Below are 20,732 nucleotides of genomic sequence, written 5' to 3'. Positions count from 1 at the left end.
TCATTAACAATCCGAACTGGATGTGATTTGGAAACCAATTCATCCAGGCTTGGAGGAATTGCCATGATCTGGTCTTGATAATAAGGTTTAAAAACAGGTACTCTTTTGCTCATAAAACAATCTGATTTCAGCTTAAAGGTATGAAAATCAGGTGATTAAAGCAAATAATATGAGTGATAAAATACAAAAAAGAGGCTGCCTATTTTGAGACAGCCTTTTTCTCATAGGTAGAATTGAAAGTTTACCAAATAAGAATTCTTTGTTCCTTTGGAACGTATAATTTATCACCTTCTTTTGTGCCGAAAGCTTCATGGAATGCATCCAAATTAATAATTGGCGCGAAAGCTCTGTATTGCGCAGGCGAATGTGGATCGGTTTTTACTTGGTTGATTACAAACGCATCTGTTGTTTTCGTACGCCAAATCGTTGCCCAAGACAGGAAGAAACGTTGTTCTGGTGTAAAACCATCTATCATACCTGGATTACCTTTATCTTGCAAGTACATTTTCAAAGCGTCAAAAGCTACTGAAGAACCACCCAAATCACCGATGTTTTCACCCAAAGTGAAACGGCCATTTACGAATACACCTGGTACTGGTTCATATTTTTCGAATTGCGCCACTAAAGCATCAGCAGCTGCCTCAAATTTAGTACGGTCTTCTTCAGTCCACCAGTTATTCAAGTTTCCATCACCATCGTATTGAGAACCTGAGTCATCAAAACCATGCGATAATTCGTGACCAATTACAGCACCGATACCACCAAAATTGACTGCTGCGTCTGCGCGGTAATCATAGAAAGGAGCTTGAAGGATAGCTGCTGGAAATACGATCTCATTGTTTAGTGGGCTATAATACGCATTTACTGTCTGAGGAGACATTCCCCACTCCTCTTTGTCTACAGGCTGTCCTTGTTTTGCGAGATTCTGCTCAAATCTCCATTTGTTGATTGCACTAATATTTTCGTACAATGAAGTACCAACTGCCAATTGCGAATAATCTTTCCATTTGTCTGGATAACCGATTTTCACAGTAAACTTAGATAATTTGTCCAAAGCGCGTTCTTTCGTAACTGGAGACATCCATTCTAAGTTCTTGATGTGAATCTCGAACGATTTGATTAGGTATTTAACTAATTCTTCGCATGTTGCTTTGGCTTCTTCAGGGAAATGTTTCTCTACATACAATTTACCTAGCAATTCGCCGACATTACCATTTACAAACTCTAAGCCACGTTTGTCTAAACTTCTTTGTTCTGCTTGACCTCTTAATTTGCGGCCATAGAAGTCAAAAGATAATTTATCAAGTTCTTCTGTTAAATAGGAAGTTGCACCATTTACTACATGGAATTTCAAATAATCTTTGATGACAGGAACATTTTTCTCTGTTAAGATTTGATCAAGATTTTGGAAATATTTTAATTCTCCTATGATTACTGTATCCGCTTTAAAGCCTACTTCTTTCAAGAATCCAGCTACATCTACGTTTTTGACTAATTTATTTAAATCAGATACAGCTACCGGATTATAACGCTTTTGTGCATCACGAGATTCTTCTACTGTTTTCAAATTTGCAGCAATCGCTTTCTCAAAAGCTATAACTTTTGCTCCTTTTAAGTCCTTCGTTTTTGGGTCTACTTTTCCGTAAAGTATATTGATGAATTCAGAATAATCAGCTAATGTTTTTCTATTTGCCTCATCGTCTTTTTGGTAATAAGTACGACCAAGTCCTAAAGAACCACCACCTAGATAAACTGTATTAATTTTTGAATTTTTCAGATGCGTACCTACATAACCACCATAGAAAGGATTTCCGCCTTCACGTCCATATTTTGAGAAATATGCCGTTAGATCCTTTAAATTTTTAATGGCATTAATATCGGACAATCTTTGTTGAATTGGCTTTAAAGCAACTTTATTACGCGTTTCGAAGTCAACGTATGATTTGTACAAATCGGCAATTTTTTGGCCATCCGAACCTCTTGCCTGTGTTTCATTTAATGCTGATTTCAAAATTTCCAATACAGCCAAATCTGTATTTTCACGCAATTCGTCGAATGATCCCCAACGTGCTTTGTCTGAAGGAATTTGAACTGTTTTCATCCAATTTCCGTTGACATAATTGTAAAAATCGTCTTGAGGGCGTACAGACTGATCCATAAATGCTTTATTTATGGCTTTGTACTCTTGGGCAAAAATAAAATTTGATGACAGCAAGGCTGCTGTCAAAACAAAAATTTTCTTCATCTTTATAAGCTTATTTTAAATGATGTAAATGTTATGCAAACATAATTATTTACAGCTTGAATAAAAAGTAACTATTTTGTGTATGTATTTGGAAATTGGCGAAAAAACGTATTTTATTCATATCAAAACCGACATCGATTCAATCATTCTTAAAAAGATCGAGCACGAAATTGTGCATCTGGATGTTCCTGCAAGAATTCCTCAAGAGAATCTAATTGTATACATTAAACAAGAATTACCGAAGTTAATTTCAGCACACAAAAAATCTTTAAATACTTCACTTACCCAGATATCTCTGTTTGATAAGATATACCCAATCAAAATAGAACCAATATTGTCAGCCTATATAAAAAATGAAATTTTATATGGTAATAAGAAGCATTTCAGCACGGCAACAAATCTTGAAAAATTAAAATTCACCCTATTACTAAACTTTATTAACTCAAAATTGTCTTATCTAGAAGAAGATTTGAATTTAATTCTTCCTGAAACTAATCTTAAAAAACTAAAAACAAAATATTATTCAATTTGTCATACAAACGGATACATTACCTATTCGAAAACATTAATTGACAAATCGAAAGATTTTATCACCTACGTCGTAATACGAGCTGTGGGATTTTTTTTAAGATGTTCGAAAGAACAAATTGATGATTTAATAAACAAATATGTTTCAAACCCGAAACATTGCGAAAGAGTATTTAAATATGAGCAGTGACCTAAAAATAGAAATAAGCCCAATTAACGCAGAGGAATTAGCGCAAAATTCTCAGTCGATTATTAGTCAATTAACTGAGGATAGTTTACAGAAGATTCGGGAATATATTTTAGATAATTTGGCCAGTCTGGACGGTGGCCCATCGATTACGCACCTTAGTGTGACTAATCAAAAGTATAATTCTGATACACAGAAAGGATCATTTAGATTGAAATTTCAGATTGACCGCCAATATTGTTGTTCGGATTTGCAAGCCTGCGCCAATGATTATTTAGATTTCGATTTCAGTACGAATGATGACAAACTAGTAGCACGTGCAGCATATTTTGATTGGAGCTTAACAAATTAGCCTATGTGGAGTCAGCCCTACCGATATAAAATTAATGAATCATCGTTTGCACACTATTGGAATGAAGGTGTAGGCGTAGAACTGCTTCAAAAATTAGGATATGTTCCTGATATCGCAATTGCAGAAAAACTTATTCCCTTTCTCTACGAATGGGACAGACATGGCGACCAATTGGTACTTGATCTTCATGATAAGAAAGGATTTGTACAGGGTAATAATTCACTTTCTTCTTATTTGAATCATGAACAACTGCCAACCGAGGAAAAGCTAATTTGGGATGAATTCTTTGCAAAGATTGACATTGAACCCAATTGGTTAGATCAAGAAAAATTAAAATTTGGTTCTGAACTTTCACGACGCGCGGGTCTTTCGGCTTTGATAGTTTTGCGGGATTATTGCCTTATGGGCGGCTATGAATCAGCAGCTATCAATAAGCCATTAATCTATACAGGAGCTTTAAAAAAAGGTGCTGTTAAAAGGTTAAATGACACTGTCAATTTTTGGGTAAATATTACCAAAGAAGGAGGCTTAGAACAAAACTCTGAAGGATTTCGCCAGATATTTTTGACTCGTTGTATCCATTCATATTCGCGTATTAGTATATTAAAGCGTACAGATTGGGATTCTAATAAATGGGGTATACCGTTGAATACGTGGGATATGCTGGCTACAAATCTGGGGTTCTCATTGGTGTTCTTAGTTGGGTTACGTAAAATCGGAATTCAGCCTTCTCCAAAAGAAGTTGATGGGTTATTTCACTTTTGGAAATATGTCGGTTCCTTGTTAGGAATTCCTTTAGCATTGTTGCCCGAAAATGAAAATGAAGCCATTGAAGCACTTTATCTTTGGACAATGACGCAAAGAGAAGGCGACGAAGATAGTAGATCCTTAGCTGATGCACTTAAGGAAGAGCCCGTACTGGCACATTATCCCAAAAATAAATTAATGCGCTTGATGATGCGTGAAGTGCATTTGTTTTATAATAATTTCTTGTTAGGTGAATATTCTTGTAAACTTTTAGGATTATCAAATACAAAAATCGGACGATTTGGATTGGTTAATATATGGAAAACAAGACAAAATGAACGAACTATTGTTGACGAGGAAACTCGTTTGCAATCTATACACTCTGGCGGCGAAGAACAAGAAAGAGTCCGTATGATTTACCAAGAATTTAACAATAGTCAGAGTAATCCTTCATCTCTAAAACTGTAATAAGCTGTATCAGTAAAAATAATATGGTCATTCACCTTGATGTCCATTATTTTTGCTGAATCATTGATTTTATTAGTCAATAGTTTATCTGCTTGGCTAGGTCGAAGTGTGCCCAAAGGGTGATTGTGAATTAGTATCATCGAATTCGCTTTTGATTGTAATGCGTGACGTAGAATAATACGTACATCAACAGGCGTAAAATCATTTCCGCCGCGTCCGATTAATTGCGTATCCAATACCTTACAACCCTTATTGAGATAAAGTACCCAAAATTCCTCGTGCGGAATATCTTGCAAATTGGCTCTAAAACATTCGTATACACGTTTGCTACTATTCAGTACGGGCACATCGACGACTTGCTCATCTCTCCTACGCCGCCCCAATTCTAGTGCTGCAATGATTCTTATTGCTTTTGCTTCACCGATTCCCCTGTAGACGCATAAATCATTAACTTCTTTTTTGGATAAGGCATTTAAGTTGTTATTTACATCCTTTAGGATGCGGCGACAAAGCTCAACTGCAGTTTGGGTTGTTGAGCCCGAACCTATAAGAATTGCTAACAACTCTGCATCGGTTAGTGCCCTCCTGCCTTTCTCCATTAATTTCTCTCTCGGACGATCGGATTCTGCCCATTCGCGGATAACTAATTTTTCCATTTTATAGTTCGTGTGTGCGTATTTAATTGGTTATTATGAATTTACTAAAAAGCATTTAGGTTAACAAATATTAACACAGTCGGAAGTGCCAAGTTTGGTTATTCTTAGGATAAAAATTAGTATATTTGTACCTTGTAAAAAATTTATTTAGCAATGAGTAAAGCAATTATTAAGACAGAAAAAGGCGACATGACTGTACAATTTTATACAGCAGACGCTCCTAATACAGTAGCAAATTTCATTAAATTGGCGAAAGAGGGTTTTTATGATGGTTTGACATTTCACCGTGTTCTTCCTGACTTCGTAATTCAAGGCGGTTGTCCTAATTCACGTGAAGGTGCTTCTGGTATGCCAGGTACTGGTGGTCCAGGTTATAAAATCGATTGTGAATTGACTGGTGAAAACCAATATCATGACCGTGGTGTATTATCTATGGCACATGCAGGTAGAAATACAGGTGGATCTCAATTCTTTATTTGCCACAGCCGTAACAATACAGCACATTTGGATCGTAACCATACTTGTTTTGGTAAAGTAATCGAAAATGTAGATGTAGTTGATGACATTCGTCAAGGTGATCGTATTTTATCAATTGAAGTTATTGAAGGTTAGTATAAACATATTAAATAATGAATTTAAGAGCATTAGTATCAGTAACTGGTAAACCAGGTTTATTCAAATTAATCGGTCAAAATAAAGGTGGTTTTATCTTAGAAACATTAGATAAAGCTAAAATCAAATCTGTAGTAAATCTTAACACGACTAAGATGGCTACTTTGGAAGATATCACAATATACGGTGAGGAAGAAGAAATTCGTCTATTAGATGTTTTGGAAACTATCAAATCTAATGGAGGAACTACACCAGACACGAAAGCAAGCGGCGAGGAATTACGTAACTTTTTCCACGAAGTAGCTCCAGGTCATGATGAGGCTAGAGTTTATACTTCTGATATTAAAAAAATTATTTCTTGGTATAATATTATCAAAGAATTTCCATTATTTGAAGAGGAAGCTCCTGCTCCAATTCAATAATTGTTTTTGATATTTACAGTTTTAAGGGATTTATTTTGAATAAATCCCCTTTTTGTTTTTAAAAACTCTTATATTAAAAGAAAAATAACTAACGTTATATGAAAAAGTTATTTTTAATTCAACTTTGTGCCATCTTGTCGATGGCAACTATTTTTGCGCAAGAAAATTCTGTTTTATGGAAAATATCTGGAAATAATTTAAAAGCTGACTCCTATTTATTAGGTACAATTCATATTTTATGTCCGGAAGATTTCGTCATGCATGATAAAGTTAAACGGGTAATTGGCGAAGTTGATCAAGTGATATTTGAAGTGGATTTGTTTAATCCAGAAAATACAGATTTAATGCAACAAAGAATGATGCGTCCTACTCAAGATTTTCTGAGTAATTTAAAGTCTGATCAGATTCAATTAATCGACAGTGTGCTGACAGCGAATCAATTATCTATTAAAATGTTCGATATGTTGCACCCAGCAATGATAATGAGTCTTTTGACATTAAAATCATTTAACTGCCCTAATCCAATGGAGTTTAAGTCTGTAGAAAATGAAGTTCATAAATTAGCAGAGGGTAAAAATATTGCGGATTTGGAAACAATAGAATTTCAGATGGAAATGTTGAGTAAGATTGCTACTCCTGAGTATTTCTATAATTATTTAAAACTTTATGATGAGGCTGGTAAATTGACACAACAAATGGTTGCAGCTTACAATAAGCAAGACTTATCCATTCTTGAAGAAGTAATCACAGATCCTAATTGGATGACTCCTGAAGTTTATGATTTAATGTTAACTCAAAGAAATAACAATTGGTTAGATGTAATTCCTTCTAGAATTTCTGAAAATAAAACTCTGATTGCAGTTGGAGCAGCACATTTGATTGGAAAAGATGGTCTAATACAACAAATTCGTGAAAAAGGATATACAGTTACTCCAGTTTTAAATTAAGATGCTTTTAACAAAGATAAAGGCTTACAAAATAAATTAGTAAGCCTTTATCTTTGTTATAAATCTTTTTTATATTTCATCATCCAATCATAGATAGCATCTTTATGAAATAATTTTTCTACGCTACCGTGCGTTCCTCCTTTTATAATTGTTAAAGTAGCATCTGCATTACTATCGCATTTTTTAATCGCATTATAAATCTTCTTGGATTCTGATGCTGGTACTGCCCTATCAGCACTTCCATGTTGAATCCAAATTGGTACTTGTGTCAAATTACAAGCATCGCCTATATTTCCACCACCACATATAGCAACAGCCGCTGCGATACGATCAGGATATTTCCCAGCCACATGCATAGTTCCATATCCGCCCATACTCATTCCACAAACATACACCCTTGATCGATCAGCATTGTAATTTTCTAACACATAATCTACTACTTCCATTACATTATCAGGATCCCAACCTTTTTTAGTTTGTGGTGCAACAATTATTGCGTTTGGTAGCTCATGTCCCCTATTTTTTGCATAAAGCACGCCGTAGCGTTTTACTCGATCCAGATTTGTTCCTGATAAACTACGACCATGAAGAAAAACAATTACTGGTAATTTGTCTGACTTATTATCGTATGAATCAGGCAAGTGTAATAAGAAATTGTAAGTTGTTTTATTAAGAATAGGTAAAGTTTCAGCCTTTGAAACTAAAATATTTAATACTAATAGCAAAGTAAATAGTGTCGTTCTCATAATTTGTAAGTTCAACCTCAACATTTAAAAGGACAAAACTACAAAAATATTAGTAAATGAGAATTTGGAATGACTTTATTATGACAAATCAAGTTTAATTCGTAATATTAAAACAAATTAAATTTACATGAAAAGCAACAAAAAAATCACATTTTTCGGAGTTATAATAGCACTTGTATTTACAATCTCTGCATTTACAAGTAAATCTGTCCAAGAGAATAATAAACCAAAAAATCTTAAAGTATTGTCAAAAAATATTTCTGATGAAGAGCTCACTAAAGTTATGCGTGGATTTAATGCAGCATTAGGTGTGAAATGTGGGTATTGCCATGCTCCCAAATCAAATGGTGAAAAAGGAATGGACTTTGCTAGCGATTCTAATCCTAAAAAGAATATGGCTAGAGAGATGATGAAAATGACAAAGAAAATCAATAAAAAATATTTTAAACATGAACATCAGGGTCTCGTAAAGAATATTTCTTGCGAAACTTGTCATAATGGTCAAGCGCAACCAAAAACTATACAATTATCAAAATAAAACTATTACAATTGAATCTATTTCATCATTTAATTACTGTAACATTTATTCTTTGTTCGATAAGATTTTGTTATGCGCAGCATGAAAAAGAAGAAATTCAGGATTCTTTTTTTGATATAACCACTTACGAACCAATGCGTAATAGAGCAATCGTTGCTGTTCATACTAGACAATTAAGCAAAGCGAAGTCCATACTGGATAGTTGTTATGCTGTTAATAATCTAGATACGATGGTTATCGCGTTATTACAAGAGACATTGCTTCTTAAGATAAATCAGCAAAAAAATCCAAGTAAAAACCTAAAAGATATTGTCGTTTGGGAATCACAGTATTCCTTTTTAAATGATAATGAAAAAATCCAAAAGGTTAAAATACAAGATGCTGTTGTGCTGACTATGCAAGCCTTTGATGAAACGAATTTAACACGTGCAATAGAGCTCGCTAGAATGATTGCAAAAACTATAAAAGAAAGCAAATCTTCCTATAGCCTGAAGCGAATTCCAAATGTAGATGCTATTTTTTACAATGTGGGAATGCAATTATTTTATGATAAAAAATTTACGACTTCTAAGGAAATCTTTGGAATTGGAAGATCATTTTATCCGCAAGATAAAAATATGGATTCGATGTATAAGCTTTGTAAAGAAAGACTTGCAGAAAAGAAATAGTTTACTTAAGAAACTAAACACCTACTACTCATCAAAAATAAGTATTTTTATAATCGCTCAACCATCATTTGCGCACATGAAAATACTACATACAGCGGATTGGCACTTAGGAAAGAAGCTTGATAACATAAGTCGTCTTGAAGAACAAAAGGAAGTACTTCAAGAAATTTGCGATATTGCAGATCAACAGCAAGTAGACGTTGTCATAGTAGCTGGCGATTTGTTTGATACATTCAACCCACCTGTAGAGGCAACTGAGCTTCTGTACCAAACTTTGAAACGGTTAACGGCAAATGGAAAACGACCAGTACTTGCTATAGCTGGTAATCACGACTCACCAGACCGAATTGATTCTCCTGATCCATTAGCAAGAGCCTGTGGAATTATATTTGTTGGCTATCCTCACGCTGAAGTGAAGCCATTCGCTATGGAAAGCAATTTTGAAATTACAAATTCGGATAAAGGATTTGTCGAAATAAAACTTCAGCACTTTTCATATCCAATTCGAATAATAACTACTGCGTATGCGAATGAAGTTAGATTAAAGCAATTCTTGGGAGTGGAAAATAAAGGAGAGCAGTTGAATGAAGTTCTCAAAGAAAATTGGAACTTATTAGCAAATAAATACTGTGATGATTACGGGGTCAATATCCTCACAGCTCACCTCTATATGTTGGAGCGAGATGGTGAAATATTAGAAGAACCAGAGGGCGAAAAGCCAATAAAAATCGGTAATGCAGATATTGTATATTCGGATGCTATTCCTCGACAAATTCAATATGCTGCACTGGGGCACTTACACAGGTATCAATTTATAAAGGGACATACGAACCCTGTGGTATATTCTAGCTCGCCCCTTGCCTATTCTTTTTCAGAAGCTGGCCAAGAAAAGAAGGTAGTTATTATTGACGTTGTACCAAAACAAAAAGCAGTTGTACAAGCAATTCCTCTTCACAGCGGTAAACCTCTGAAAAGAATGAGTTTTGATGATATAGATTTGGCAGTAGATTGGCTTAGATCAAATCCTTATACTTTGGTGGAATTGACCCTAATTAGTGAAACTTTTATGACTTCTGCCGATCTTAAACGTATACATGAAGCTCATGATGGAATAGTTCATATTATTCCTGTAATGACTCACTTGAAAAATGATACTGAAGTTGAAGGCGATGTGATACGACTTGATAAGGATATTCATAGTTTGTTCCATGATTATTTCAATTACAAATATGGCCAACAACCTAATGATGAAATTAAGGATTTATTTAAAGAGGTGCTAACATATACTAAAGATTTGGAGGGATAATATGCTACCGTTGTATTTAAGTCTTGAGGGGCTCTATTCGTATCAGGATAAACAGGAAATAGATTTTACGACATTAACAGAGGCTGGTCTTTTTGGAATATTCGGTGCAGTTGGTTCTGGCAAATCTTCTATACTAGAAGCTATTGGTTATGCATTATATGGTGAGACGGAACGTCTAAATAGCAAAGAGAAACGTGCCTATAATATGATGAATCTGAAATCAACAAATGTCATTATTGATTTTCAGTTTTTAAATTTTCAGGGACGGAAATTTCGTTTTATTGCAAGATGGAGACGTCGTAAAAACTTTCAAGATATTACTGATAACACTAGAGATGCTTATGAATGGATTGATGGTAATTGGATTCCTTTACCATCCAATGATGGAGCTTTAATCACGAATCTATCCTACTCAAACTTTAGGCGAACCATAATTATACCCCAAGGACAATTTAAGGAATTCCTAGAACTGAAAGGTAAAGATCGTTCAGAAATGATGAAGGAGATTTTCTTTCTAAATCAATACGATTTAGGCCCTAAAACTTCAATTATGTTGTCTCACACAAACAAAAAGGTTGAACATCTAAAAGGTGTTTTGAGTGGTTTTGAAGAAGTTAATAACGATGTAATAGAAGAAAAAAAATCACAGTTTTTAGAATTAGAAAAAAATCTTATCGAGCTTAAAAAAGATTTTGAACAATTAGATATACAGTATAAATCGCTTCAAACAGCTAAACAAATTCGTCAAGATTTAGCTGAGAAATTGGAAGAATTAAATCTCTTAGAGACGAAGAAAACTGCGATTCAAAAGGTTGAAAAGGAAATCGGTGAATTTGAATTAGTTTCAACTAATTTTAGAGAACATATAAATACTTTCGAAAATATTACGTCTAATAAGAAAAATTTATTGACGAAAATTGAGAAATTAAAAGAATCAAAAGATTCAATTAAAACCACATTAAACGTAATTGAACACACGTTAGAACAACTTAAACCTCAATTTGAAAATCTTGATAATATAAAAGCAGAGATTCAAGATCTAAACAAACTAATCCAGAATCTCGCATCTAAAAAGGTTAAATCTGAAAAAGAAGAAAATATAGCCAAGGGGTATAAATATTTAGCTGAGCAAAAACAGATCGAAGAAGAAATAACCGCGTCAATACTATTAAAAGAACAAGAAATTGATCGTATAAAATCTTCACGAATTAATTCTATAGATCTTCTGACAATCGATGCCTGGTATCAAAAGCAGGAACAAATCTCAAAAGATTTAAATGATGAAAACCAACGTATTCATAATTTGCATGATCAAATTAAAGAATTGAAAAGTAAATTTAATGATTTAGGTTTCAACGAGTCAACTTGGCAGGAGGATATTGAAAGTAAGCTTAGCGAATTATCGAACAAAGATAATCAGTTAAACATTCGTGAAAGTGATATCCGCCTTAAACAAGAACTATCCCAGTATATTCATAGTTTGCATGAAGGTGAGCCTTGTCCACTTTGCGGCTCCAAAGATCATCCATTCCCTATGCAGATTCAAGTCTTGGACGATGAATTTTCGAATTTGGCTTTCGAAAAAGAAGCTCTCCAAACTAAAAAAGAGAATTTGAATAAGAAAAAATCAGAATTGCAGGTAGTGAATAGAATGATCGCAGACAAAGAAGTGGAATTACAAAAATATCAAATAGATATTTTGAATATTGGTAAGCAATTAAATGATCACCAAAATAATTTTAAATGGTCTGAATATGATAAGGACAATAAATCTGTTTTCGAAGAGAAAAAAAATGAAGTATTTAAAATTGAAGAGCAGTTGACGCAACTTGATAGTGAACTCAAAAGCAAGCGGGACCTTTTAACGACGACAAAGAATACTATTCAAAATGCAGAAAATAAACTAAATAAATACCAAAGCGAGATCTATGCATTAGAAGCGAATATAATTCAAAATCTACAACAAATTCAAGTGATTGATGTTAATAATTTGGCGCATTTAGACGAGCATGGTTTGATAGATCTCGTTAATAAGAATACAGAGCATATTCTTAAAATAAACGAACAATATCAAAATTATAACACACAACTATTAGAACAGAGAACCCAATATGCTCACATAAAAGGTGCCTACACGGAAGCACAAGAACAGTATATCTTATATACTTCTCAGCTAAAGGAAACACAAAATTTCCTTCATAAATTGTTAATCGAATTTAATTATCCAGATATTTCTACTGTAAAAACAGTATTGGATAAAAAATTAAATGTCGCTGAATCTAGAAAAATTATTAATGATTTTTATTTAGCCTACTCTACATTAGAAAATCGAATTGTAGATTTAAAAAACAGAACAGAAGAAGATAATTATTCTGATGAAATATTTATTGAACTAACGGATATTATTGCTATTAAGAAAGAAGCATTAGAAGTTCAAATAGGATTACACGGTGCTTTGAAAGAAGATTTAGAGCGTTTAACAATAGAATTTTCAAAGAAACAAGAACTATTATTAGCTTATAAAAAACTTGAAACTAGAAAAGATAATCTAAAAACATTAGATAATATGTTTAAAGGAAATGGTTTTGTTAATTATGTATCGAGCATACATCTACACCGATTGTGTGAGATTGCAAATCAACGTTTCCATCGTTTAACAAAAAATCAATTAAGTTTAGTAATCAATGAAAATAATGAGTTTGAAATAATCGATTATTTGAATGATGGTCGTAGACGATCTGCAAAAACACTATCAGGAGGTCAAGCTTTTCAGGCTTCGCTTTGTCTTGCTCTTGCATTGGCAGAAAACATTCAGTCGCTCAATAAGGCGGATAAAAATTTCTTCTTCATAGATGAAGGTTTTGGAACGCAAGACTCAGAAAGTATCAATACTGTATTTGATACATTGCAATATTTACATCAAGAAAACCGTGTAGTTGGTATAATATCACATGTCGAAGAGCTAAAAGAGCGTATGCCACGTTCAATCACTGTAGTGAAAGATATAGAAAAAGGAAGTCAAGTTGTAATAAATTAAGCAAGAATACTTTGAATAGCACACAATTTAATTTAGTATCTAAGATTGTGTGCTATAATGTATTAAATGGCATTTCATATCAATTAACAGTTGGCCATCCGTCCTTATTCCAGTGAATTTTTTTGATTAAAAGTTTTGATCTTCCGTGATCATTCGCATCATAACCATGAAATACGATATGTTCATGCGTATCTATTTTGATAATAGCGTTGTGTCCGACTCCATGCCAATCATGGTTTCCTTCCAAGACAAGCTTTCCTCCTCCTTTAGCCATATCTACTCCAAGATTGTCAATATATGGACCTTCAAGATTTTTAGATCGTCCTACAGAAATTTTGTAAGTGCTATTCACACCTCTACAACAGTAATCTAAAGAGACAAACAAATAATAATAATCATTATACTTATAAATAAAAGGGGCTTCGATTGGATTATCTCCAGCACTTACAGAAATTTTATCGTCGAATCGATCATGACGCCTAGCAATTGTTGGAATTTTTGTTAAATCTTGGTCGGTAAGTAAACCGTCTTTAGTTAATTTAACCAGCTTTATACCATCCCAAAAAGAGCCAAAACTCAAAAAAGGATTGCCTTTTTCATCAAGAATAAAATTTGGATCTATTGCATTCCAATTTGATTTTCCAGGAATAGATTCAATAACTAGTCCGTGATCCGTCCAATTATAACTAGGATCAGAAGAATCCAATGTAAAATTCGTTGCCACACCAATGCAAGATGTATTTTTGCCAAATGCAGAAATGCTATAATACAAATAATATTTTCCTTTATAAAATGTTATATCTGGAGCCCAAATATGTCCTTTGAAAGATGGTACTTTTTCAACGGCCCATGATGGAGGAGCTGAAAATACAGACTTCTCTCTTTTCCAATTTACCAAATCTTTCGACGATGATACGGAAATTCCATTTCCTGTATGAAACACATAATATTTGTCCTTATAATTAATCATAACAGGGTCATGTACACTTATCTCTCCTATGGACTGACAAAATGTTTTATTATAAAGTCCAATTGTAAATAATAATAAAAAGAAAAATTTTAGGCGATTAACATTTATCAAGGTATACATGTTTTTGTGATATAGGTATCTGGTTAAAATTATGCACTAATTAAACATAATATTAAAACATTTCCTAATGCAACAAAGCATTTTTCCACATAGAAGGCACTATTAACATTACATTATTCTTAATAATTATTTTTATAAACTAAAATGCAACTGCAACAAACGTTAAATTAAGTAATAGTCTCAAAATAATTTAATAAAATATTTTATTGTATTTTACAATTCAATATTGATATATTTGCTTAATTACTACATTAACCTATAGAAAATGAAAAACAAATTTCTTTTAATCTGTTGCCAAGTCATGGCAACGGGTTGTTTGATGGCGCAAACGGATTCTCTCTCCATGCCATCAGGATTTCAAACTAATAAACTAAGTGTGCAATTGCAAGGAGGAACGAATGGATTTGGTGCAGGTATACGTTATCAATTCCTTGAAAAACTAGCAGTTCGATTGAATGGAACTTATTTTGCCCGTACTGTAAATAATCCTTTGAAAGGACGCGATATAAATATTGCCGCTTTAGGCGAATTCAAAGATGATGTACGCTATGTCAAAGGAAGTGTGAGTCAAGTTGGAGTACTTGGAGAATATAGTGTTCTATCGATGTTGAGATTAGTTGCTGGTGGGGCAATTATTAACAATACAGAGGTTGATGGGTTTTTAAAGCCTTCAAAAGGAATGGATTTTGGAAATTTAACTATATCACCTGAACAAATTGGTGATTTGAAAGCAAATGTAAGTTTCAATGGTTTTGCGCCATATATTGGCTTAGGACTTGGCAAAAGTACTCCTAGTAAACGTTTTGGTGTGAATGTCGATTTAGGTACTTACTATTTATCTGCAGCTAAAGTACAAATAGATGCAACTAAACTTTTAGCACCAAACAAAAATCAAGAATCACTATTAGAAAATAATCTTTCCACTTTTCGTTGGATGCCGACCTTACAAGTAAACTTGAACTTCAAATTATCCAACTAATTCTTAAAATAACATGAAAATTTCAACTAAATATATATTAATCATGCTGATAACAATTTTATCAGCAACCTTTTATACGTGTAAAAATCCGTTTGATGGTTTAGAAATACTAGCAAATGGAGACGTGTATGGAAATGCACCAACAGGTATTGTATTTGTGGATGCAAATTTAACCAATCCAACACCAATTGGTAATTTTGATGTTACTATCTCAGGTGAAAATGCGGATAAAGTTATTAATGAAGTCGGCAAAAAAGAATTCAAAGTAGTGGGTGGTTTGTTGAGCTTAGCGCTTCAAGAGGGCGTAAAGCCTTCAGATACAAATCCTATAAACTTTACTATTAGTGCTGAAGTAAGCGGATATATACCATTATCACAAAACATCACTCTTACTCATGATTCCGTGTCCATACATATGATTAAGTTAGTACAACTTAAGAATCTACCTGAAGGCACCTCAGGGGTTGTGGGTAACAATACTACGCTTTCAGGAAATGCAACAGCACAAACTAAAACATTCACAATACCTACTAATGAAACTAAACAAGAATCTGCTACTGTACAAATGCAATCGGGTACCCAGTTTATCTCTGAATCAGGAGCTGTATTGACTGGAGGAACTTTAACTACCAACATTGTACAATATAGTGCTGTAAACAATTCTGCTTTACAAGCCATACCAGGTGGCCTTTTAGCCAGTAATGTAGTTGATAAAAATGGTAATAAATTAGAAGGTGTGACAATATCTCCAATAGGCGTGGTGACTATTGATATGAAGGTTGGGGATCAAAATGTGAAGAAATTCTCTAAACCATTAAAAGTAGATATGGAGATAAACTCTCAATTGATTAACCCTAACACTAGCGTAGCATACAAAGCGGGTGATGAAGTGTCTGTGTGGAGTGGAGATAAGAAAAATGGTACACATACTGAAGAATCAAAAATCAAATTAGCTAGTATTAACGGCAAATTGATAGGATCCTTCGAAGTTCCACACTTGAGTACATACTATATAGGCCATTCATATTTATTTTGCTTTTCTGCATTAGGAACTAGAGTAAACTTAATTAATACAGGCAATGCATCAATTTTCAATAATACTTATATCCAAGCTAAAATTGACATAATCAATAAAAATAATCAAATTTTAAAATCATTCAATAGTACTTATTATCTATATGGAATAAACGAAATATATTCATATGGTATAAGGGAAGAAGTAAAACTTAAATTTAGTACTCTAGGTGGGTTAGAAGTTTTGACAACTGAGTATTTTAATCCTTGTAATAATAGGAGCACAATCAACCTAGATGCATCCAAGTTTACTGATATAAATTTTGATATTAATGTTGAGGGTAGATGTGTAGCTAAAAAGACTACAGTTATGCCTAATGGATTAATCTCAATTTCTAAAAGAGATGAATCATACCCTTCAATTATTGGATATCGTTATTTGACACCAAATACAACATACATAAAAAACGGAAAAGGATCCTTATCTCTTACAGAAAATGCAACCTATAAGATAGAAGTTAGTTATGATGGAAGAGTAAAATCATCAATATTTACATTTAATAAATCAAATATGACATTACCTACAGATAATGGTTTAACAGGAACTATTACTTATGATGATGCAACTAGAAAAGCGATTTTGAATGCGAAATTTAATTTACCAAATTGTAACTAGTTCAAAATTATAAATTACACAAAGCCCTTATGAAAAAACATAAGGGCTTTGTTATTTACGTTCAATTATGCAAATTGAATATATTATTAGGATATTTTTATTGTTACTGTCATTTATGCCAATTGTTTGATATATTTATATATAGAATTATAAACTTAAAAACACGCTACCTTGGTAAGAAATAAGTATTTATACCCAACATAAGGCGCGAAGGCACTTTTGGAGAAGAATCGTGTGGATTGGGCTTGTATATTTGTAAACAAATTATCGATCAACATAAAGGCAAAATTTGGATTGAAAACAATGCTGGTCAAGGTACTATTTTCATTATAGAATTACCAAAATCTTAAAAATAGCTTATAGTAAGTATTTGTTTTGGACAAAAATCACAGTCCATTTTTATGCATTTCTTAACTGCTCACAGCTCCTTAAGTTTAAACAAATTACGACTGTTAAGACTTCCCTAAAACATAAATATAAAGTCATTTCATTCTTTATATTTTAAACTTCCATTTTTTGTCAATTTGATATTGACAAATACATTTTTGATTATTATTTTGGCGCAAATTTTTTATAAATATTAGCCAATGCAGCTGATAAACATTCTTTGAAAGCTATCATTCATTTAATTATAAATTTTAGTATTTAGATTATGTTAAAACAATTATTAAACTTTAAAAAGTGCCTACTTCTATTTAATGGCTTATTTCTTTATTTATCATTAGCTATTGCTCAAAACACTGCAAATAGCAAAAGTACTTTTACAGCGCGATTACTTAATGTAGAAGCTGCTACAAACGAAACTTTTCGTTATAATGGTCTTCTTACAAATGGAAACTCTGTAACTACTAACTATAACTTATCCACAAAACTTCCTGCGGGTTGGCAAATAACGTATCGTGTAGATGGTGTAACTGTGACTTCCATTCAAGTGGAGCCAAATATGACAAAAGATATCGGTATCGAAATCACTTGTCCGATCACGACAAAACCTGAAACATACAAAATTCCTGTTCAAGCAATTTCAAATGCAGACACATTAAGTTTAGCATTAGAAGCAGCTGTACGCGGCTCCTATGCTATAGAGCTTACTACAACATCGGGTAGATTATCTGATGAAATAGTCGCTGGAAATAGTAAAGAACTACTTTTGGTTGTAAAGAATACGGGTACATTGCCATTAAACAATGTAGACCTATCTTCGCAGTTACCAAGTAAGTGGGAAGCCAGCTTCGCTCCTTCCTCTATTGAACAAATACAACCAGGTCAGCAAACTGATGTAAAAGTTACGTTGAAAGTTCCTGAAAAAACTATTGCTGGAGACTATGTATCCAAATTATCAGCCAAATCAACTAATGGATCTTCGGAGGTAACATTTCGTATAATGGTCAAAACTTCTATTCTAACTGGTTGGGTCGGAATACTAATCATTGCAGCAGCTGCTGGTTTGATTTATTATTTGATCCGAAAATATGGAAGAAGATAGTAAAAGTACCATTTAGAATTAAATCACAAGATTTCACATGAATAATCCAATCATTCAACTGAAGGATTTGAGTAAGTGCTATGGCACAAAGAAAGCTGTTGATAAGTTAAATCTTGATATTCACCCAGGTGAAATATTTGGATTGCTTGGGCCAAATGGTGCAGGTAAAACTACAAGTATTCTCATGATGTTAGGTCTAACCGAACCAACAAGTGGTACAGCAACTGTTTGTGGGTATGATGCAACAAGAAATCCTTTAGATGTAAAAAAATTAGTAGGATATCTTCCAGATAATGTTGGTTTTTATCCTGATATAACAGCTTTAGAAAATTTATGTTTCATAGCAAACATTAACGGAATAGATGACCAAGAGGCAATTAAATCTGCTCACGATTTACTAGATATCGTAGGTTTAAATCATGCAGCAAATAACAAAACGAGAACATTTTCTCGAGGCATGAAGCAGCGGCTAGGGCTAGCTGAAGTTTTAATCAAAAAGCCAAAAGTTGTAATTTTAGATGAACCCACTTTAGGAATCGATCCTAGTGGAGTGAATGAATTTCTAGAGCTAATTCAACGATTGAGTAAAGATCAAAACCTAACTGTTCTGATGTCTTCTCATCATCTCCATCAAGTCCAACGTGTATGCGATCGTGTAGGGATATTTGTTGACGGTAAAATGATTGTCGATGGACCTATTGAAACCCTCGCAGAGAAATTGCAAATTAATGAAGGGTTTAAAACTATTATTCAACTTGCAGACAAAAATATTGATGCAATCCAACTTGAACAATTGCTAAAGTCCATTTCTGGATTCAGGTCTATCTCTTTCGATAAGGATGTGTTAAGTATTTATTCAGATCGAGATATCACAGCAGAAGCAGTAAAAACTTTGGTTTACCAAGAGGCGAGTATCGTTTTTGTACAACGAAACGGATACTCGTTGGATGATATCTATGCAAAGTATTTTGATAATAAAAATTTAAGAGATGAAAAGTAAAACTAACATCTTCAAAAGTCATGTTTCTCACAGCGGCATGGAAAAGTCGGGAATCATCCCTTTGGCGATGAAAGTCTTAATTAAGAAAGAAATTGCTTCACATATCCGAAGTTGGCGATTTATTATTCTAATGGCTTTGATAATATTGACTTTTGGAGCGTCACTATTTGTATCATTTTCGGGATTAAAAGACACAATCAATAATGCACAAGATCCAGATAGTGCATTCGTCTATTTAAAATTGCTTACTTTAAGTGACAATTCCATCCCCCCATTTCATGTGTTTTTAAACTTTTTGGCACCTCTACTTGGAATAGCTTTAGGATTTGACGCGATCAACTCGGAGCACAATAGCGGGACATTAACCCGCCTAGTCGCACAACCTTTATACAGAGATAATTTATTGCTCGCAAAATTCTTTGCACCTTTAATTATTGTCAGTACAATGCTTACAGCTTTGGTAATGCTCATGATTGGAGCAGGAATTATATCCACTGGAATCAGTATTGAATTACAAGAAATCGTTCGCATAATTGGCTTTATTGCTGTGACCATTTTATATGTGGGATTTTGGTTAAGTCTAGCTATATTTTTGTCTATAGTTTTCCGCCAAGGGGCCACATCGGCTATGACCGCGATAGGAGTTTGGTTATTTTTCACCATATTCTTTCCTATTGTTATCAATTTTGTTTTACGACCTTTCATTCCAAATCCAAACTATATTTCGGAACAAGAATATCTGGCTTGGCACGAACTGATATTGAATCTTATGCGTCTATCACCTAGTCAACTTTATACGGACGCGACCACAAGTATTCTCATGCCATCAGTCCGTAGTTTAGGACCTGTTTCCATGGAACAGATGATCGCTGCTATACCATCACCGTTATCGTTTATAGATAGTATAATGATTGTTTGGCCACAGCTTACAGGAATTACAGCAGGAATGATGATCTGCTTCGCTCTATCCTATTTTGTGTTTATGCGAAGAGAAATTAGGTGTTGATTTAATATTAATGATATGTAAC

The 20,732-nt window shown here is 33.5% G+C and carries 20 protein-coding genes; 16 read left to right on the top strand and 4 right to left on the bottom strand.

Annotated elements, in window-relative coordinates; genetic code table 11:
- Nucleotides 1–241 precede the first annotated feature (241 nt).
- Nucleotides 242–2,245, bottom strand: coding sequence for a M13 family metallopeptidase (locus FLS47_RS07635; RefSeq protein ID WP_149913777.1), 2,004 nt, complete (start codon nucleotides 2,243–2,245; stop codon nucleotides 242–244).
- Nucleotides 2,246–2,327: 82 nt separating this feature from the next.
- Between FLS47_RS07635 and FLS47_RS07630 the strand changes: the two genes are divergently transcribed.
- From FLS47_RS07630 to FLS47_RS07620, 3 genes are read left to right on the top strand one after another with little or no spacing between them, the layout of a single operon-like run.
- On the top strand, nucleotides 2,328–2,963 hold the full coding sequence (locus FLS47_RS07630; protein ID WP_149913776.1) for a YgjP-like metallopeptidase domain-containing protein: 636 nt from the start codon (nucleotides 2,328–2,330) through the stop codon (nucleotides 2,961–2,963).
- Complete coding sequence (locus tag FLS47_RS07625; RefSeq protein WP_149913775.1) at nucleotides 2,953–3,312, top strand: hypothetical protein; 360 nt, start codon at nucleotides 2,953–2,955, stop codon at nucleotides 3,310–3,312. Before FLS47_RS07630 ends, FLS47_RS07625 begins: the two co-directional genes overlap by 11 nt.
- A 3-nt stretch (nucleotides 3,313–3,315) precedes the next feature.
- On the top strand, nucleotides 3,316–4,527 hold the full coding sequence (locus FLS47_RS07620) for an oxygenase MpaB family protein (protein ID WP_149913774.1): 1,212 nt from the start codon (nucleotides 3,316–3,318) through the stop codon (nucleotides 4,525–4,527).
- Here FLS47_RS07620 and radC read toward each other — a convergent pair.
- The gene (gene radC, locus FLS47_RS07615; protein WP_149913773.1) at nucleotides 4,497–5,183 is read right to left on the bottom strand and encodes a RadC family protein; all 687 of its coding nucleotides are present in this window, start codon (nucleotides 5,181–5,183) and stop codon (nucleotides 4,497–4,499) included. The genes FLS47_RS07620 and radC overlap by 31 nt on opposite strands.
- Nucleotides 5,184–5,336: 153 nt before the next feature.
- On the opposite strand from radC, the gene FLS47_RS07610 reads away from it, so the two are divergent.
- The 3 genes from FLS47_RS07610 (at nucleotide 5,337) to FLS47_RS07600 (ending at nucleotide 7,164) form a co-directional block, all read left to right on the top strand.
- A complete protein-coding gene (locus FLS47_RS07610; RefSeq protein WP_149913772.1) occupies nucleotides 5,337–5,795 on the top strand; it encodes a peptidylprolyl isomerase in 459 nt (152 codons plus the stop codon).
- A gap of 17 nt (nucleotides 5,796–5,812) precedes the next feature.
- Entirely contained in the window at nucleotides 5,813–6,217 is a 405-nt protein-coding gene (locus tag FLS47_RS07605) for a DUF5606 family protein (protein ID WP_149913771.1), read from the top strand.
- Nucleotides 6,218–6,315: 98 nt separating this feature from the next.
- A complete protein-coding gene (locus tag FLS47_RS07600; RefSeq protein ID WP_149913770.1) occupies nucleotides 6,316–7,164 on the top strand; it encodes a TraB/GumN family protein in 849 nt (282 codons plus the stop codon).
- A 56-nt stretch (nucleotides 7,165–7,220) separates the two neighbouring features.
- Here FLS47_RS07600 and FLS47_RS07595 read toward each other — a convergent pair whose 3' ends face one another.
- Complete coding sequence (locus FLS47_RS07595) at nucleotides 7,221–7,910, bottom strand: carboxylesterase family protein (RefSeq protein ID WP_149913769.1); 690 nt, start codon at nucleotides 7,908–7,910, stop codon at nucleotides 7,221–7,223.
- A gap of 127 nt (nucleotides 7,911–8,037) precedes the next feature.
- Here FLS47_RS07595 and FLS47_RS07590 point away from each other — a divergent pair, with 127 nt between their 5' ends.
- The 4 genes from FLS47_RS07590 to FLS47_RS07575 all read left to right on the top strand — a co-directional run bounded on the left by FLS47_RS07590 (nucleotide 8,038) and on the right by FLS47_RS07575 (nucleotide 13,459).
- Nucleotides 8,038–8,448 (top strand): c-type cytochrome, encoded by a 411-nt coding sequence (locus FLS47_RS07590; RefSeq protein ID WP_149913768.1) that lies wholly within the window; start codon nucleotides 8,038–8,040, stop codon nucleotides 8,446–8,448.
- A gap of 11 nt (nucleotides 8,449–8,459) precedes the next feature.
- Nucleotides 8,460–9,116 (top strand): hypothetical protein, encoded by a 657-nt coding sequence (locus FLS47_RS07585; protein ID WP_149913767.1) that lies wholly within the window; start codon nucleotides 8,460–8,462, stop codon nucleotides 9,114–9,116.
- A 76-nt stretch (nucleotides 9,117–9,192) separates the two neighbouring features.
- Nucleotides 9,193–10,422, top strand: a complete 1,230-nt coding sequence (locus FLS47_RS07580) for a metallophosphoesterase family protein (RefSeq protein WP_149913766.1) — start codon at nucleotides 9,193–9,195, stop codon at nucleotides 10,420–10,422.
- 1 nt (nucleotide 10,423) lies between these two features.
- Nucleotides 10,424–13,459: an AAA family ATPase gene (locus FLS47_RS07575; RefSeq protein ID WP_149913765.1), complete on the top strand. Its 3,036-nt coding sequence runs from the start codon at nucleotides 10,424–10,426 to the stop codon at nucleotides 13,457–13,459.
- A 79-nt stretch (nucleotides 13,460–13,538) separates the two neighbouring features.
- Here the strand turns inward: FLS47_RS07575 and FLS47_RS07570 are convergent, their stop codons facing one another.
- Nucleotides 13,539–14,492, bottom strand: a complete 954-nt coding sequence (locus tag FLS47_RS07570) for a family 43 glycosylhydrolase (protein WP_394349519.1) — start codon at nucleotides 14,490–14,492, stop codon at nucleotides 13,539–13,541.
- Nucleotides 14,493–14,814: 322 nt separating this feature from the next.
- Here FLS47_RS07570 and FLS47_RS07565 point away from each other — a divergent pair, with 322 nt between their 5' ends.
- The 6 genes from FLS47_RS07565 to FLS47_RS07540 all read left to right on the top strand — a co-directional run bounded on the left by FLS47_RS07565 (nucleotide 14,815) and on the right by FLS47_RS07540 (nucleotide 20,710).
- On the top strand, nucleotides 14,815–15,528 hold the full coding sequence (locus FLS47_RS07565) for a hypothetical protein (RefSeq protein WP_149913763.1): 714 nt from the start codon (nucleotides 14,815–14,817) through the stop codon (nucleotides 15,526–15,528).
- A gap of 43 nt (nucleotides 15,529–15,571) precedes the next feature.
- The gene (locus FLS47_RS07560; RefSeq protein WP_188347385.1) at nucleotides 15,572–17,218 is read left to right on the top strand and encodes a hypothetical protein; all 1,647 of its coding nucleotides are present in this window, start codon (nucleotides 15,572–15,574) and stop codon (nucleotides 17,216–17,218) included.
- Between the two features lie 191 nt (nucleotides 17,219–17,409).
- Nucleotides 17,410–17,568: a sensor histidine kinase gene (locus tag FLS47_RS18985; protein ID WP_149913782.1), complete on the top strand. Its 159-nt coding sequence runs from the start codon at nucleotides 17,410–17,412 to the stop codon at nucleotides 17,566–17,568.
- A 302-nt stretch (nucleotides 17,569–17,870) separates the two neighbouring features.
- Nucleotides 17,871–18,704 carry a COG1470 family protein gene (locus FLS47_RS07550; RefSeq protein WP_149913761.1) on the top strand — a complete coding sequence of 278 codons (834 nt, stop codon included), beginning with the start codon at nucleotides 17,871–17,873 and terminating at the stop codon, nucleotides 18,702–18,704.
- Nucleotides 18,705–18,741: 37 nt separating this feature from the next.
- Entirely contained in the window at nucleotides 18,742–19,704 is a 963-nt protein-coding gene (locus FLS47_RS07545; protein ID WP_149913760.1) for an ABC transporter ATP-binding protein, read from the top strand.
- Complete coding sequence (locus FLS47_RS07540) at nucleotides 19,694–20,710, top strand: ABC transporter permease (RefSeq protein WP_223225176.1); 1,017 nt, start codon at nucleotides 19,694–19,696, stop codon at nucleotides 20,708–20,710. Before FLS47_RS07545 ends, FLS47_RS07540 begins: the two co-directional genes overlap by 11 nt.
- The last annotated feature ends 22 nt before the right edge of the window (nucleotides 20,711–20,732 follow it).

This window comes from Sphingobacterium cavernae, assembly GCF_008520265.1.
In the GTDB taxonomy this organism is placed as follows: Bacteria; Bacteroidota; Bacteroidia; order Sphingobacteriales; family Sphingobacteriaceae; genus Sphingobacterium; species Sphingobacterium cavernae.
This window is presented reverse-complemented; position numbering and strand designations above follow the sequence as displayed.

Coding starts and splice junctions, on each gene's coding strand:
- FLS47_RS07635 (WP_149913777.1), bottom strand. CDS start 2,245: ATGAAGAAAATTTTTGTTTTGACAGCAGCCTTGCTGTCATCAAATTTT.
- FLS47_RS07630 (WP_149913776.1), top strand. CDS start 2,328: ATGTATTTGGAAATTGGCGAAAAAACGTATTTTATTCATATCAAAACC.
- FLS47_RS07625 (WP_149913775.1), top strand. CDS start 2,953: ATGAGCAGTGACCTAAAAATAGAAATAAGCCCAATTAACGCAGAGGAA.
- FLS47_RS07620 (WP_149913774.1), top strand. CDS start 3,316: ATGTGGAGTCAGCCCTACCGATATAAAATTAATGAATCATCGTTTGCA.
- radC (WP_149913773.1), bottom strand. CDS start 5,183: ATGGAAAAATTAGTTATCCGCGAATGGGCAGAATCCGATCGTCCGAGA.
- FLS47_RS07610 (WP_149913772.1), top strand. CDS start 5,337: ATGAGTAAAGCAATTATTAAGACAGAAAAAGGCGACATGACTGTACAA.
- FLS47_RS07605 (WP_149913771.1), top strand. CDS start 5,813: ATGAATTTAAGAGCATTAGTATCAGTAACTGGTAAACCAGGTTTATTC.
- FLS47_RS07600 (WP_149913770.1), top strand. CDS start 6,316: ATGAAAAAGTTATTTTTAATTCAACTTTGTGCCATCTTGTCGATGGCA.
- FLS47_RS07595 (WP_149913769.1), bottom strand. CDS start 7,910: ATGAGAACGACACTATTTACTTTGCTATTAGTATTAAATATTTTAGTT.
- FLS47_RS07590 (WP_149913768.1), top strand. CDS start 8,038: ATGAAAAGCAACAAAAAAATCACATTTTTCGGAGTTATAATAGCACTT.
- FLS47_RS07580 (WP_149913766.1), top strand. CDS start 9,193: ATGAAAATACTACATACAGCGGATTGGCACTTAGGAAAGAAGCTTGAT.
- FLS47_RS07575 (WP_149913765.1), top strand. CDS start 10,424: ATGCTACCGTTGTATTTAAGTCTTGAGGGGCTCTATTCGTATCAGGAT.
- FLS47_RS07565 (WP_149913763.1), top strand. CDS start 14,815: ATGAAAAACAAATTTCTTTTAATCTGTTGCCAAGTCATGGCAACGGGT.
- FLS47_RS07560 (WP_188347385.1), top strand. CDS start 15,572: ATGCTGATAACAATTTTATCAGCAACCTTTTATACGTGTAAAAATCCG.
- FLS47_RS07550 (WP_149913761.1), top strand. CDS start 17,871: ATGTTAAAACAATTATTAAACTTTAAAAAGTGCCTACTTCTATTTAAT.
- FLS47_RS07545 (WP_149913760.1), top strand. CDS start 18,742: ATGAATAATCCAATCATTCAACTGAAGGATTTGAGTAAGTGCTATGGC.
- FLS47_RS07540 (WP_223225176.1), top strand. CDS start 19,694: ATGAAAAGTAAAACTAACATCTTCAAAAGTCATGTTTCTCACAGCGGC.